This window comes from Robbsia sp. KACC 23696, from assembly GCF_039852015.1.
Taxonomy (GTDB): Bacteria; Pseudomonadota; Gammaproteobacteria; order Burkholderiales; family Burkholderiaceae; genus Robbsia.
On sequence record NZ_CP156628.1, the window covers coordinates 1,126,377 to 1,141,588 of the forward strand.

A 15,212-nucleotide genomic window follows, 5' to 3' on the forward strand; every position below is an offset into this window, starting at 1 on the left:
CGGTCGAGGTGTCGATGGATCGGAGCATGCGGGCAATACGATGAGCGGTCAAACCAAAAAAACAACAACCCTGGTCGCTCTGTATTGTGCGTCGGCGATCACGCGCCGGAACCCGCATCGATCAATCGATAAACGTCGCTGTACAGGAATGTTCCATGGCAAAAGCCAGTCTCGCGCCAGCGTCCGTTCCAGTATCGAATGCACGGGCCCGCAGCGATTCAATCGGACCATTGCCATACATGCGTTTGTTCGCGCGCGCCACTATAGGAGGGGTGATCGGAATCCGGCGCGGGCTGGCAGTTTGTTAAAATGCAGAATCCCTGCCTCGGCGGCGCCGCCTACCTTGCCGCCGACGTTACGTATGCCAGCTCGTTTCGGCACACACGGCCCTTTTTTCAGGTATCTCTCCGCAATTCCGATGGCCAAGCAAACTGCCTCCTCCCGTGCGTCCTTCCCCGGCAAAGCCGCCAAAGCCGGCGCGACGCTGTCGGCCAAGCAAGAGAAGCCGGAAAAATACGACATTCGCCCTGGGCAATCGATCGGGCTTTTGAAGGCGCTGCATATTCTGACGCGCGACGGTCAGATGAATCAGGATAGCCGCCGCAAGTTGAAGCAGGTCTATCACCTCTTCCAATTCATCGAGCCCTTGCTGGCCGATATCCAGCAAAAGCATGGCGCCGTGACGCTAGTGGATCATGGCGCCGGAAAGTCCTACCTCGGCTTCATCCTTTACGACCTGTTCTTCAAGGCAATCGACGACGCCTCGCACATCTACGGTATCGAAACGCGCGAAGAGCTGGTTACCCGATCACGGGCGCTGGCGGAAGAGCTGGGATTCGATCGGATGTCGTTTCTGAACCTGACCGTCGCCGATGCCACGCAAAGTCGGGCGCTGCCGGAGCAGGTCGACGTCGTGACCGCATTGCATGCGTGCGACACGGCCACCGACGATGCGATCGATTTTGCCTTGCGCAAGCGCGCCCAATCGATCGTCGTCGTTCCCTGCTGCCAGGCGGAGGTAGCTTCGGTGCTGCGTCGGCACAAGGGCGCCGCGCTGGCATCGAACCCGCTGACGGAAATCTGGCGCCATCCGCTGCACACGCGCGAGTTCGGCAGTCAGATCACCAATGTGCTGCGTTGTTTGCAGCTGGAATCGCACGGCTATCAGGTCAGCGTGACGGAGCTCGTGGGCTGGGAGCACTCGATGAAGAACGAATTGATCATCGCCCAATACAAGGATCTACCCCGCGCACGCCCGGCAAGCCGTTTGCGCGAAGTACTCGACACGCTCGGCCTCGAAGATATGAAGCGCCGCTTTTACAGCGGCCAACCCGCCGCCGATGCATTGCACGACGCATGATGTGAAGCCAGCGACATCGACGAAGTGGGCGCCGGCCGCATAGCGAGGCGTGGGGCGATCTCCGCGGCGGCCACTGTCTGATCAGGCGGGAAATCGCGCCAGCAACAACGACGCGGCAATGGCGAACATCACGCAGCCGATGCTCGCATCGAGTATGCGCCATGCCGCGGGACGGGCGAACAGTCCGCTCAGACGCCGAGCGCCGTAACCGAGTAAGACGAACCAGATGCACGACGCCGCCATCGCGCCGACACCGAACCACCCGCGCGACGGCCAAGGCAGGCGGCCACCCACGCCGCCCAACAGAACGACGGTGTCCAGATAGACGTGCGGGTTCAACCAGGTCAGCAGCGTCACCGTCATCAGCGCCTTGCGCAGCGATCCCGCCTCAGTGCGCAAACCGCGATTCCCATTGGCCCGGGCAAGCGGCCCGCTTCCCCGGGCCATGATCGTGGTGCCTGCACTGCCCCCCTGAGCGCCCGCTACGGCAGCGGACACCGTCGCCCAAGGCGCGGGCCGCGCTGGACGTGACACAAGCTCAGGCGCGGCCTGGGCCGTCAGGGAAGTGGCCCCGCGCCAGGCCGCGCGCCAGCTGCGCAGCGCGTAAATCGTCAACATCGCAGCGCCACCGTAGCGCACGGCTTCGATGAGTCCCGGATGCGCCAGAATCACGCCCCCCATGCCGGCCAGCCCGCACGCCTCCAGGACGATGTCGTAGACGCAGCAAAGCAAGACCACCGCACCGATATGCATGCCCTGCACGCCTTGTTTCAGCACAAACGCGTTTTGCGCACCGATCGCGACGATCAGGCCCGCGGTCAGCCCGAAGCCGGACAGCAGCGCGGGGACGTAGACGGCAAGAGACGCAAGAGACGGGAAAATCATCGATATCATTTGACTAACATCACGGGACACGCAAAGCGCCGAAGGAATGCTTCTATAATCGGCAGCGTAACGAGGCCTTCTTCCGGCGACAACGCAAAGTCTGTTATGCGGCTTTAGCGTTTCTTATTTCGTCGCTGCCCGCCGTGTTTTATCGACCCCTCCATGCCAATCGACCGTGCCCAACTTCGTGCCTTCGTCACTGTCCTGCGCGAGGGCAGTTTCGATGGCGCTGCGCGCATGCTGCACGTCACCGCGCCCGCCATCTCGCAGCGCGTGCGCCAACTGGAGGAGCGTCTCGGCCAGGTATTGATCAGGCGCGGCACCCCGTGCACGGCGACCGATGCCGGCGCCGAACTGGCCCGTCATGCCGAGCAGATCGATATGCTCGAAGCCGAGACCTTGCACGCACTGGCACGGTTGCAGGGATTTTCAGGGTTGGCGGATGGCGACGACGCACTGCATGCCGCCGACGATGCGCCACCGGTTCGGATTCCGGTCGTCGTCAATGCGGACTCGCTCGACACGTGGTTCATGGACGTCGCGGTCGCGGTCGCCACGCCGGAGTCGGGCCCTGCGCTGGTCCTGCACATTCAGGTGGACGACCAGGACCACACCACCAGCTTGCTACGTGACGGCAGCGTCATCGCAGCCGTCACCGCGGAGCCGCAAGCGGTGCAAGGATGCGAGGCCAGCGCACTGGGTGTCATGCGCTATATCGCCGTGGCGTCGCCGGCGTTCATCGCGCGCTGGCTCGCTGTCCTGTCGACCGATCGAGCCGATGCCGGCGCCACGCAAGCCGAGGCAGATAGTGCCGATAGCGCCGCGTGGGCAGCCCTGTCGCGCGCGCCGTTCATCCAGTTCAACGAGAAAGACGCGCTGCAGGCGCGTTTTCTGGGATCGTGGGCCGCGCCATCCGACACAGGCAGCGCAAACGCACGCGCCCCCAGCTTCCGACTTCCCACCACCGGCAGTTTCGTCGATGCGTGTCGGCGAGGCATGGGATGGGGCATGGTGCCGCTGCAGATGGCCGCGCCCCTGCTCGCGGACGGCACTCTCCGCCAAGTGACACGGGCAGGCCGTGACGATGGGATCGATGTGCCTTTATATTGGCAGCGCTGGGCACTGCGCTCGCCGGTTCTGCAGCGGCTCAGCGCAACCGTCGAGCGCGTTGCAGCCGCCAGCCTGCGCGCGCCGCTCGCGGACGCGCAACAGGCGCCGGCGCGGCCCGGGGCGGCTTCGAGCGGCGCTTCAGCGCCGCCCGCGACCCGTTAGATAGTGACGAAGGCGGCGCAGTCGCATGGCGAGGCCGGCGGACGCGGCGCTGACAAGCGGGACGGACTGGCCGAGGCCAAGGCCACGCCATCCGTCACGACGCCAGGCACGCCACGCGTCCTTCACCCATGAGGGATTCAGGAACAACCACAGCGCCGCGAAGGCGAGCACGCCGCATCCAAGGAACGTGCCTTCATAGCCGAACGCGCCGACCATGACACCGGAAAGAATACCGGCCATGATCGAGCCGACCCGGGCGGCATTGAAAAAAAGCGCCGTCGCCGCAGCGGGAGTGGCGGGCATCAGATCCTGGATATACACCATGCCCAGACAAGACGTCACGGCCACGACGAACGCACTCAAGGCCTGCATCGGAATCAACACACCAATATTCCACGCCACCGCCACCGCGATGAAATACACGGTGTGGACGGCTGCACAGGCGGCCAACCACTTCAGTTTGTCGAGGCGCTCGCTGCGAGCGCCCAATGCCAGCATCATCGGTATCTCGAGCAAGGCACCCAGACCGAACATGATGGAGACATCGGTGCGCGAGCCGTGCATTCCCTGAACGATGTACAACGGCAAGACAATGATCGTCGCGTTTGCAACAAGGCCCAGCAGCGTCAAGGCAATCACCGCACGCCACAGCGTCCCTTTGTCCACCGCGGCCGCGGCTGCCGCGTCGGTAAGCGAAGCCGCCTTTTCCGTTTCTGCATCGCTGGCAAGGTGAATGCCTGCCTCGCTGGCTGCCGCACCCGGCAACGTCCTCGTCGCATTATCGGGGCGATCCGCCGCTGCGGGCATCGCGGCGCGGGCAGCTTGAAAGCCCTGCGTCGCGTCCCGTGCGCCGTGGGCACTGACCGGCTGCATGCGATAAACGATCACCGCACAGCCGGCGAAGCTCGCGGCAGCGAACAAAAACAGGCCGTAGAAATTGCTGGCCGCCAGGATCAGGGCACCGATCGTGGGGCCGAAAACCCAGGCCATCGACAGGACCGTTCGCAACGAGGCCGTCGCAAAGGCGCGCTCGGCATCGCTTCGAAAAGGCAGGCCGACACGGCCGAAAGAAAACACCAGCGCGATGGCCGAACCGCCCACACCCAGAAAGGCGACGCCGATCACCAGCAAGCCGATGTAGTTCGTGACGAAACACAGGCAGACATAGCCCACTGCGGCTGCCAGCAAGGCACCGATCAGCAAGGCCCGATGTCCGCCGTGCCGATCGGTCCATTTACTCGCAATGGTGCTCGCGATGACGCCACTTGCCGCAATCACTGTCATGAATACGCCGAGATGCAAAGGCGTCATGCCCGCGTGCTCGATGCTGAACAACGACAGATAGGGCGCGGTGAACGACAAGGCGATGCCTAGCAACAGGATCGCACCGGCCAAGGGCATGAAAGAGGGGATAGCGGCGAGACTGGCGAGACGTTTATTCATGAAATCGACTATACGTCAATGACGCCGCTCGCGCGCCTCTCAGCGGCAAACGACTGACTGGCCGTTGAGCTGTTCGTGTTCGTGCGTGAAGCTGACCCGATCGGGCTGCCCCGCATCGCCGGTCACACGAATCACATAGAGGCTGTCGTAATCGCTGCTCGCCCAGCGCGGCACTTGCGCCTTCGAGGCGCCGAGGCGTTGCAACACGGCTTTCGCGACCTGCTCGGCGATACGATGTTCCCAGGCAACGAAGACCGTCTTACCAGCCATCTCCGGCGCTAAAAGCCGATTCACCAGCGCGTCGCTGTCTTCATAGCCGAGCGAGACGTCGACCGGCATGCCATTCGCAATCGCGGTCGGCTCTATCGTCGCCAAGGGGCGGACATACGCATAGTTGCGACCCAGATCCGATTTGAGAACCGCAGGATTGGGGGCGATGATGAAGTCCGGGCGACCGTACCGCTTCGCCAACACCTTCGGCAAGGCCAGCGAACGATTCAAGCCCTGACAATTCAATTGGCCAAACCCTTCCATCGGCTTTTCACCATGGCGCATCAGCACGATCGTCTCCACGGCCGGATGCGTGATGGCCGAGGCGGCATCGGATGGCGCTGCTGCGTCCGCTACCACCGCCCTTGCCCAACCGGCCTCGGGCACCAGCGCCAAAGCAAGGCAGATCGCCATCGCGCAGCGGACGTATCGCAAGGCCGCATGGTTCGAACCGATCGGCGATCGGCGTCGGTGCATCCACGTCGCGGCTGCGCCAGCGCCTGACGGGGCGCAAAGCGCGACATCGGGAGTTGCGGAGATAATAGCGGTACGTGTCGCTAAGCGGGGGGCAGGACGTACATGCCATCGCGCTACGGCTGTCTGGCGCATCACTTCTTTGTATCCACTATGAACGACCTCACACCAAGTGCGTCCTTCTCCATGACGACTCCGGCCATCGAGAGCTGGCACGCACATGTCTATTTCGACGCGACTAGCCGTGATGCGGCGTGGCACTTCCGCGAAACCATCATCGCGCAGCTGGGCGAGCGTATGCAGATGGGTCGCTTCCACGAGCGGCCGGTCGGACCGCATCCGATGTGGAGCTATCAATTGGCATTCGCGCCGGACCAGTTGGCGCCCATGCTCAGCTGGCTGACAGTGCACCACGGCCCACATGATGTCTTCTTGCATCCTAACACCGGCGATGCATTACGCGATCATCGCGACTGTGCCGTTTGGATCGGCCGCTCGCATATTCTGCGTCTCGCCGGGCTAGGCGGCTAAGCACGGGGGCGCAAGGCCCATGACCCGATGACCATGGCCGTTCACCTAAGGCGAGACAGCCAGCGCATCGGCCGTCAGCGCATGCGCTGACACTCGCTCACACCAGTTCGAATCCGACCGGTGGCAGACCCACGATCTCACCGCGCACTTCGCCCGTGTGCTGCGCGAGGTACATGCCGGTGAAGGTGCCGGTGGTCAGCACCGTATCCGGCGTCACATCGATCCCCAACTCCGTGGTGGCGTAGTTCACTGCCCACGACAACAGGCGGCGCGGATCCCCTGCGGAGTTACCGATCTTGCCCTGAACCTGGACGTCGACGATGTTGGTATCGCCGATCCGGAAATGCGCTTGCGGAGAAACGAAAGGGAAGTCGTCGCGATACGGCACGAAGTTGCCGACAATCAATGCGCCATGGGTGCTGAAATCGGCGCTGGTCGCGCGTTTTTCGACATCGGGCCAGGCCGCGAAGCGGGTTGCGACCAATTCGATGGTGGCGCCCATTTCAGCGATCGATTCGCGCACTTCTTCGTCCGAGTACGGCATCGCGCGGGCAACGAACGTCTTGCCCAACTTGAAAGCGATCTCCAATTCGAGGCCCGCGGGCGGGAAGGCATCGCGCGCGAGTGCCACGCCCGGCTTATGCACGCCCTGCGCCGCCAACGGCGCGCCGCCTGGCGCCGCGTCAGGCGACTTGGCGCCGATCTTCCAGCCCCCGACCTTCTCGCCGGTCAGTGCGAAAACGGCTTGCTGGACCGCATAGCAGGCGGCATCGTCCGGCAGCGTCGGCAGCACGGTATCCGCGGGAATGCGTTGATGGGACTGGCGCGCTTCGGCCAGCAGGCGGCTCAACGTCGCCACGGCTTGTTGGGTATCGGACATAATCGCCTTATTCTAGGAGACGTGAAGTGAAATGGTTATCGCGCCAGGCCATGCGGAAATGGACCCGTCGCGATGGTTTTCGGCGTTTGTAGCACTTTGCCGCGCCGGTACGCCGCGGACCGGACTTAGGGCAGGATCTCCAGCACCGATTCGATCGGACGGCACAGACGAACCCCGCGCTCGGTCACGACGAACGGTCGGTTGATCAGAATTGGGTGCGCCACCATTGCATCCAACAGAGCCGCATCGCTGGCGTCTGCCAAACCCAGTTCCGCATAGATCGCTTCCTTCTCGCGTATCGCCCCCCGTACCGTCAGGCCAGCCCTTCCGATCATCGCTTTCAGTGCAGCGCGGCTTGGCGGATTTTTGAGGTAATCGACCACGACCGGTTCGATCCCACGTTCCGACAGGAGGGCGAGCGTCTTCCGTGACGTGCTGCACCGATTGTTGTGGTAAATCGTCACCGAATCAGCGGAGTGAGAGGCGGCAGCAGGAGATGCGGAATGAGGCGATTGGGTAGGCATCGTTACGATATTGAACGGATCGAAATTGGAAACGGTGCGCGTGCGGCGGCGCATCGCTGCCGAGGCATTGTAGATCCAGGAGGGCCGACGTGGAAACCCTACAATACGACGAAATTGCAGCACTCCTTTATGTCGTGCCCTTCCGGCGATCCAGATGCCGAAAAACCCTGTTTTTCGCCGATAGTTGGAAAATCGTCCCCAGATTTAAGACGATTATCGAATCTTATGTGGCCAAATTTGCTGGTTTTTCCAAATGTGTACAAACGTACGCCCTAATTAAAGTTATTTGCGTATTTTCCGTATTATTGGAATAATAATTGCTACACCAGTCATATAATCGTGCCCTTCCGGAGGTGGTAGGAATGTCGGTTCGGGACCCATTGTCCACAAAAAACAAAATCCTCGATGCGGCAGAGGATGTCTACGCCGGAGAAGGCGCGGAAGGCCTCACGCTACGTGCGATCACCGAGCGTGCCGGCGTGAATCTGGCATCGATCAATTACCACTTTGGGACAAAAGAGGCCCTTTGCCGTTCCTTGTTGTCGCGCGTATTGGATCCGCTTTATACCGAGCGCAGCCACCTGTTGGACGTGCTGGAAAATATCAACGCGGGACAAATCCGTCCGACGCACGTCATTGCCGCTATCGTTCTGCCGTTGGCACGCGAGTTCACGCGCAAAGACCAGACGGCGAATCGCATTGCATTTTTTCTCAGAATTTCGTCCGACCCCTCGCCCACCATCCGCACGTTTTTAAGCCAGCAATACCGCCATATTTGTCAGCGTTTCGACGATACCTTTGTTCGTAGCGTCCCGTCGGTAGCGCGTGAAGAAGCGCTCTGGCGATCACGCGTACTATTCAATGCGCTGCCAGGCACGATCGGCAATCAAAACACCGCGTCGATGCTGTCGGAATTGTTACTGCGGCCCGGCATGACCATCAAAGACTTGATCGTCCACTTTGGCACCGTCATCGAAGGGGTCACGACCAATAGTACCGATGTCGAGGCGCTGGCGAATCTCATCCTCGATCAGGCGGCAGATACGCCGACAATGCGCGCGCTGAAGTCGCATTTGCCGTCTTGCGATGAAAACATGCTCGAACATACCACGCGCTTACAATGGGAGCCGGCGTTGTCGTCGGCACTCCGCGTCGGTTAACGGCGCCCACGCGCATACCTTGTAAGCCTATCCCACTGGCGCAACGATACGGTACGCTCCGCGTTCACGCGCATCTCCCGACACCCATACCGCATGCCATGCACAGGTGAACGGCTATGGTAAATAACTAGCGCGACATGCGCACATAGGGTGCCCGGCGTCATGGCGTGTCCGATGCCAGCGCGCAATAAAAAAACGCCCGGTTCATACTGAACACGGGCGCTTCAGCGCTGTGCATCCCACATAGTCGATCGAAATCGCCTACGTGCTCGACACAGTAACCGGTGCATCGATGACGCACCGGCTTATAACGTTACATGCTTAGAACTTGTGGCGCAGGCCGAGGTTCACCATCGTTTGCGATTGCGTACCGTTGTAACCGTACGAACCGATCGATGCGACAGCCGACGTCGTCGTGCCATCAGCTTGACGTTGCGTACCGTTAGCGTGCTGGTAAGCAGCGGTCATGTACACGTCGGTACGCTTCGACAGGTTGTAGTCAGCGCCCAGCGACACTTGGTGATAGGTCGCCGACGTATCGCCGCTAGCCTTCGTGTAGCTGTAACCCAGACCCACCAACATTGCCGGCGTTGCCTGATAGTTCAGGAAACCTTGTCCGGTGTTGTACTTTTCGCTGGTCGTGAAGATCGACGAACCATCGTTCGTGTACTTCGCGTTGCTGTAACCCAGGCCGGCCGTGAACGGACCGAACACGTATTGACCCGCAATACGCGCGATGCCGATAGCGTGCGCCGATGCGTACCCGGCGTTGATGGCGCCGTCGAACGTGCCGTCCGACGAGCTCGACCACGTGTTTGCACGTGCCGTCGAAGCCGCGTTGAACGACTTGATATAGCCAGCAGCTACCGAGAACGGGCCGTTAGCGTAGGACACGGCACCCGAATACGACTGCTTCGAGCTCGTGCTGCCTGCCACGTTACCGAACGAGTACATACCTTCGAACTGCAGACCCGAGTACACAGCCGACGTGTACTTGATCGCATTGCTGACGCGGAAGCTGTTGTCGTAGTTGTCGACGTCGCCTGCGGTCGCAAATGCCGAACCGAAGTAGTTGTCAGCCGTAATGCCTTGGACCAGGTCGATCACCGGATCGTACTGACGACCCAGGGTAACCGTACCAGCCGTATCGCTTTGCAGACCGACGAATGCTTGACGACCGAACTCCGCACCACCTTGACCGAATTGACCGGTCGACGGGTTAAAGCCGTTTTCCAACGTGAACAGCGCCTTCAGACCGCCGCCCAGATCTTCGGTACCCTTCAGGCCCCAGCGGCTACCCGACAGGTTACCCGCGCTGGAGTTACCCAGTGCCCAGAGATTGTTGCTACCCTGAGCGTGATGCACATACGTGAGCGATGTGTCGATCACGCCGTACAGCGTCACGCTGCTCTGCGCATGTGCAGCCCCGGCTACACCGAGTACTGCGAGCGACAGAGTCGACATCAGGAGCTTGTTTTTCATTTTCCGTATCTCTCCAAACGGCTTAGTGTTGAATCCGGATGGAAAGATAGCTTGCCGATGCAATTACGGAAACTAAAAAAAAAGCCTGTCTCGATTTGGACACACGATTGGATCTCGAAACGAAATACATTGTTTCCGATTTGGAAAATAATAATTTTTTTATAAAAAACAATAACATACATAAATAACTCTGATATGTTAGTAATTATATCTAACAATTTCGTTTCAGATTTTTAACGACGGTAAGAAGGACTAGCCTGTTTGAAGGCCTCGCATAGTGCGACTACGGCCTTTTCTCCCTATATGTGCAATTGACTAAGCAATTTAATCAAGGGTTTACACCTATCAAGTTTTACCGACCACGACGTGGTTCTGCAACAGTCGGCATCGAATCGCCACTGTCTGCAGCGGCATTCGCGATGTAAGCGCTTTATTGAGAATGGCTGCGAGCCTGACGTTAAAAGCGGAGCTAAACCCCGCCGCGGGTATATAGGTGCATGCCTATGGTTCGCGTTGCACACAGGTGCAGCGCCACGATGACCATGGACGTTGACCTTTGTCTGTTACATGGATTCTGCGCAGTCCGCATCTGCTGAACTTTAGATGCGTAGTGGATGCGAAGGTGCAACGGTGCAAAACGAGATGAAGCTAATGGGTGGGAAAATCCCGCAGGAGTCGATTGACTAGCGATCCAGCGGCGTCTTTGATCGCGATCGCGAAGCGCTTGGAGGGATATCGAGGATAACGATCTCGGCGTGCGCCCCGTCGTCCGTCAGGGTCAGAAGCGCCACGCTCACCGGCAGGCTGAAGCGGCGCGGCCCCGCACTCCCGGGATTGATGAAAAGCGCCGCACCATGGTGGTGTACCTGCGGCTTGTGCGAATGGCCTGAGACGACGACCTGTATCCCCGCGGCGGCCGGGTCGAACGAGAGATCCTTGTCACTGTGGATGACGTAGACTCTGCACGCCCCGAATCGACATTCCAGCGTTTCGGGCAGGTCCTGCGCCCATTCCGCTTCGTCATCATTATTCCCGCGTATCGCGCTGAGCGGCGCGATCGCGGACAGTTGCGCGAGAATGTCTTGAGAACCGATATCACCTGCGTGGATTATATGATCCACACCGGCTAACGCCGCTACGGCCTCGGCACGGAGCAGGCCATGGGTATCGGAGATCAGGCCAATCGTCAGTGGGCGCGTCATCGCTTTGGCAGGGGTGGTGTGGCCATGCAGAGTGGATCTTGCATTGCCCGCGCGATCACGCTTGGCGAGCAGAACGACTCAAGCGTGCGGTACGAGGATCGAGGCGCTTTGGCCCACGATCGACAAAAACTCACGACGGGTCGACGGATCGTCACGGAAGGCACCCAGCATTCGGCTTGTCACCATCGTTGCGCCGGCTTTATGCACGCCACGCGTCGACATGCATTGATGCGCTGCCTCAAGGATCACGGCAACGCCCTTCGGTTCCAACGTAGCATTCAAGGTGTCGGCAATTTGCACCGTCATCTTTTCCTGAATCTGTAATCGCTTGGCGTAAGCATCGACCAAACGCGCCAGCTTCGACAGTCCTACCACGCGTTGTTTCGGCAGATAGGCGACGTGCGCCTTGCCGATAATCGGCACCATATGATGCTCACAATAGCTCTCGAAACGGATGTCCTTCAACACCACCATTTCGTCATAGCCATCGACCTCGGAAAACGTCGTCGCGAGCAACGCCGCCGGATCGATCGCATAGCCCGCGAAGAATTCGTCGTACGAGCGTGCGACACGCGCCGGCGTATCGAGTAAGCCCTCGCGATCCGGATCGTCGCCGGCCCAGCGAATCAAAGTCCGTACCGCTTGCTCCGCTTCTTCCCGCGTCGGTTTACTTGTGTCTGTCATGCCCATCCGTCCTTGCTATCTATTCCCGCCGCCGACGTGCCCTGGCAGCCCTCAGCCGGGCTCGCGGCCGATTCGGGCAGCACCCGCCCCACACGCAAACGCAATGCGGTTAAAGGGCACTATTCTACTCCGACCCCGCCCATTCGCGCCCACCATGTTTCCTAGCAACCTAAGGTGCATGTCTATGGTCAAGCACTTGCGCCTCCCATCGCATTGCACCGTTTGGGGACTAACTGCCATCGACTCAAAACGCATTGGTTTTCGTGTCATTACCATGGACATGCACGTTTCAACCATATACACAGCCCCTTCCGGACCACCGCTGTGTACCTATTTACCATATCCACAGCTCCTTTCGACCATGCAAGGTAACCGTCATTACCACAGACGTTCACCTATAGACGGTATTCGTGTTTGAAATCATATGCTTGGCGCGGCTAAAGGTTTACTAAACTAGTAAAGTGTCTAAGGTAAACACAACCGGACGTGTGTTCTCGGATAGAACCATAACCCTTCACCTTCCGCTCCGCGCTATGCAAAGAAAGACTTAAAAACAATAGCTTAGGAATATTTCTTCGCGTTGATCGCCAGTTCCTTCGTTGCAAGACGCTTAGCGCTATGGGTGCATGGCAATGGTTGAGACCGCCCATTCCTAGCTTAGTACGCTGCTTCAATTTAATTAAAAATATTTAAATCATAGGCTTACGGCTGATTTCTCATCTAAATTATTGATTGAAGAGGGGTTTTTAAGGTGAACGGCTATGGTTCGGCCTATAGGTGAACGGTTATGGTCGTTTTACGCCGCTGTTTGAAGCGGTGTTTTTCCTTATGCGAACGCCCCCTGCCCCGTAAGACGGTGCTGCACGCTCTTTTAGGTGAACATCCGTGGTACGGGCAAAAGGTGAACGCGCATGGTACGCACATGGGAATTTCACGCGTTTAGCGCGCTCGGCCCCTTGCTTGGCGGCGTAGTGCGCTATTCCGCGGCTTTCTGAATCACATCGGTTTTTTCTGAGCTTTTCTTGCTGTGTGAGATGACGCTCGATGCCGTGCCGATCTTAGATATCGATAAGCGGGGCACAGTGTGTGTCATTTTTAAGTTGCATAAGCGTGCTGAATTGCTCTACGAAGTTTTCGTTTTCCGAGGCGACGCTGCCGTTCACTCTGAAAGGTGCATATCCATGGTACGTCGCGACAAGGGCCAATTTGCCCCTGATCCTGTCCTTGTTTATGAGGTAATACGGACGTTTTGATGGGGTCTGCTTCGTTGCTGCTCGTCGCGGAGAATAAGGTGAACGTCTATGGTCACAAGATGCGCGCTTTGCTTGTCGCCGAAGTGTCGTCGTGCAATGCGAAAGGGCAGCCGCGGATGATTGCTTTTGGATAAGGTGCATGCGTATGGTCCGGTTCCCGCAAGATTCTCCTGCGCTCCTTCTTATAGGGTTTTATATTTAAATTCTATTATTATCATATAGATAGAAATTTTATTCGGCTCGGTGACCGCAGTTAGGTGAATGTCTATGGTTGAACCTTCAGGAACGCGATTCATGCCAATTGGTACATGATTTCGGTGATAATGTCACCTTGGCCGCGCCAGAGGACGCGCGGCAACGCGGATATTGGGGTTCAGTTCATGGCAAGCGGCAGTCGAGCGAGCAAAGACACGCAGATCGCATTGTTCCAGGCGGCGGAGCCGCCGGAGCCATTCAAGAAAGCGGTCCAGGCGGTTCATATTGCGCCGAAGTCCGGTGCTATCACTTTGCAGCAAGCGAAGATGTTCAATGCGCTGATCAAAAACGCGATTGCACAGAACGCGGAAGATCAGCGGCTGACGTTCGAATATTCGCTACGCAACTTGATCGACGATGTCGGTCTTAACAGCAATAACCGCAACTACGTAAAAGCAACGATCAATTCCTTGGTCGGCACGGTCGTCAATTGGGATCATTTGATGCCCGACAGCCGCAGCATTTGGAAGGCATCCGGCCTTCTTTCCGGGGCGGAAATCGACGGCTCTCGCTTGCGCTATAACTTCTCCGATCAGATTCGTGAACTCCTGCTGAATCCGGTGATGTACGCAATGATCGATATGCGGATCACGCGTCAATTCAAGCGGGGACATTCGTTGACGCTGTGGGAGAACGTCGTTCGTTACGAAGGCATCGGACGCACCGGGCGGATTCCGGTCAAGACGTTTCGGGAGTTGTTCCTCGGCCAGGATTCGAACAAAAGCTCCTATCGCGAATACAAGATTTTCAAAAGCCGGATCCTGATTCCGGCGATGAAGGAAGTCAATGAAGTCACCGATCACTCGGTGGAGCTGATCGAGTACAAGAACGGTCGCTCCGTCGCGGAAGTGCAGTTCACGATTACGCGCAAACCGGAAGCCAAAGTTGAAGAGGATGTCGATCCAGTGACGTTGCAGGCGGTAACGAAATTGGGTGTACTGCCATCGGAAGCACGCAAGCTATTGAATGAATATGGGATCGAGCGCGTGCAGCAGGCGATCGCTTATTTGAAAGAACGGATGGGCAAACGGAATGCGCCGCCCGTCGACAATGTCGGGGCTTATTTCCGACGTGCGTTATCGCAAGGCTGGGGAAGCGCCGGCGCGACACGGGCGCCAAAGGCCACTGAGGTGAATACGCATGGTAAAGCGGCCAATGGTGATTCTGCCGGCAACATAGCGGGTGCAGCCGGTTTGTCGCCGACGGAGCTGAAAGAACGCTATATCGCGCACCGCCTGCCTTTGGCGAAATCGTATTTCAACGAGCTTGCCGTTGAAGACCAGACGCAATTGCTGTCGGACTACAACGATAGCGTGTCACTGAAGCAGTTGAAAATTTCGAAATCTCGCAAGCCGTCGGTCGTGGCGGAGAAGAGCTTTTTCGCCTGGCTCGCGCAAGCGACCTGGGGCGAACCCAGTGATGGCGATCTCCTGCAATTCCTGCTCAGTGGAGCAGCGTCGTCGGTGCACTCAAGCACCGAACGGGACGACGACAATACCTAGCAATGCGGGATAGGTGAAACGCTATGGTACGCGCG

Annotated in this window: 13 protein-coding genes; 5 read left to right on the forward strand and 8 right to left on the reverse strand. The window is 58.7% G+C overall.

Annotation, left to right across the window (positions count from 1 at the left end; genetic code table 11):
• Nucleotides 1-418: 418 nt before the first annotated feature.
• Nucleotides 419-1,360, forward strand: coding sequence for an SAM-dependent methyltransferase (locus ABEG21_RS26040; protein WP_347558485.1), 942 nt, complete (start codon nucleotides 419-421; stop codon nucleotides 1,358-1,360).
• An 81-nt stretch (nucleotides 1,361-1,441) separates the two neighbouring features.
• Here the strand turns inward: ABEG21_RS26040 and ABEG21_RS26045 are convergent, their stop codons facing one another.
• On the reverse strand, nucleotides 1,442-2,245 hold the full coding sequence (locus tag ABEG21_RS26045; protein ID WP_347558486.1) for a LysE/ArgO family amino acid transporter: 804 nt from the start codon (nucleotides 2,243-2,245) through the stop codon (nucleotides 1,442-1,444).
• Between the two features lie 162 nt (nucleotides 2,246-2,407).
• Between ABEG21_RS26045 and ABEG21_RS26050 the strand changes: the two genes are divergently transcribed.
• The gene (locus ABEG21_RS26050; protein ID WP_347558487.1) at nucleotides 2,408-3,517 is read left to right on the forward strand and encodes a LysR family transcriptional regulator ArgP; all 1,110 of its coding nucleotides are present in this window, start codon (nucleotides 2,408-2,410) and stop codon (nucleotides 3,515-3,517) included.
• Here ABEG21_RS26050 and ABEG21_RS26055 read toward each other — a convergent pair.
• Both ABEG21_RS26055 and ABEG21_RS26060 read right to left on the reverse strand, forming a co-directional pair.
• Nucleotides 3,494-4,960 carry a sugar efflux transporter gene (locus tag ABEG21_RS26055; RefSeq protein ID WP_347558488.1) on the reverse strand — a complete coding sequence of 489 codons (1,467 nt, stop codon included), beginning with the start codon at nucleotides 4,958-4,960 and terminating at the stop codon, nucleotides 3,494-3,496. The two genes, ABEG21_RS26050 and ABEG21_RS26055, sit on opposite strands and share 24 nt — an antisense overlap.
• Before the next feature lie 39 nt (nucleotides 4,961-4,999).
• Nucleotides 5,000-5,707, reverse strand: a complete 708-nt coding sequence (locus tag ABEG21_RS26060; protein WP_347558489.1) for a histidine phosphatase family protein — start codon at nucleotides 5,705-5,707, stop codon at nucleotides 5,000-5,002.
• A 183-nt stretch (nucleotides 5,708-5,890) separates the two neighbouring features.
• Here ABEG21_RS26060 and ABEG21_RS26065 point away from each other — a divergent pair, with 183 nt between their 5' ends.
• Nucleotides 5,891-6,235 (forward strand): DOPA 4,5-dioxygenase family protein, encoded by a 345-nt coding sequence (locus ABEG21_RS26065; RefSeq protein WP_347559112.1) that lies wholly within the window; start codon nucleotides 5,891-5,893, stop codon nucleotides 6,233-6,235.
• A gap of 97 nt (nucleotides 6,236-6,332) precedes the next feature.
• On the opposite strand, the gene ABEG21_RS26070 is transcribed toward ABEG21_RS26065, so the two are convergent.
• Nucleotides 6,333-7,115, reverse strand: a complete 783-nt coding sequence (locus ABEG21_RS26070) for a 2-keto-4-pentenoate hydratase (RefSeq protein WP_347558490.1) — start codon at nucleotides 7,113-7,115, stop codon at nucleotides 6,333-6,335.
• Nucleotides 7,116-7,240: 125 nt separating this feature from the next.
• Nucleotides 7,241-7,579, reverse strand: a complete 339-nt coding sequence (arsC, locus tag ABEG21_RS26075; protein WP_347558491.1) for an arsenate reductase (glutaredoxin) — start codon at nucleotides 7,577-7,579, stop codon at nucleotides 7,241-7,243.
• Nucleotides 7,580-8,001: 422 nt separating this feature from the next.
• On the opposite strand from arsC, the gene ABEG21_RS26080 reads away from it, so the two are divergent.
• Complete coding sequence (locus ABEG21_RS26080; RefSeq protein ID WP_347558492.1) at nucleotides 8,002-8,799, forward strand: TetR/AcrR family transcriptional regulator; 798 nt, start codon at nucleotides 8,002-8,004, stop codon at nucleotides 8,797-8,799.
• Nucleotides 8,800-9,120: 321 nt separating this feature from the next.
• Here ABEG21_RS26080 and ABEG21_RS26085 read toward each other — a convergent pair whose 3' ends face one another.
• The 3 genes from ABEG21_RS26085 to folE form a co-directional block, all read right to left on the reverse strand.
• Nucleotides 9,121-10,281 carry a porin gene (locus ABEG21_RS26085; RefSeq protein WP_347558493.1) on the reverse strand — a complete coding sequence of 387 codons (1,161 nt, stop codon included), beginning with the start codon at nucleotides 10,279-10,281 and terminating at the stop codon, nucleotides 9,121-9,123.
• Between the two features lie 683 nt (nucleotides 10,282-10,964).
• Complete coding sequence (locus tag ABEG21_RS26090; protein WP_347558494.1) at nucleotides 10,965-11,483, reverse strand: metallophosphoesterase family protein; 519 nt, start codon at nucleotides 11,481-11,483, stop codon at nucleotides 10,965-10,967.
• A gap of 78 nt (nucleotides 11,484-11,561) precedes the next feature.
• Nucleotides 11,562-12,167 carry a GTP cyclohydrolase I FolE gene (gene folE / locus ABEG21_RS26095; RefSeq protein WP_347558495.1) on the reverse strand — a complete coding sequence of 202 codons (606 nt, stop codon included), beginning with the start codon at nucleotides 12,165-12,167 and terminating at the stop codon, nucleotides 11,562-11,564.
• A 1,633-nt stretch (nucleotides 12,168-13,800) separates the two neighbouring features.
• Between folE and ABEG21_RS26100 the strand changes: the two genes are divergently transcribed.
• Nucleotides 13,801-15,177 carry a replication initiation protein gene (locus ABEG21_RS26100; protein ID WP_347558496.1) on the forward strand — a complete coding sequence of 459 codons (1,377 nt, stop codon included), beginning with the start codon at nucleotides 13,801-13,803 and terminating at the stop codon, nucleotides 15,175-15,177.
• Nucleotides 15,178-15,212: the final 35 nt, after the last annotated feature.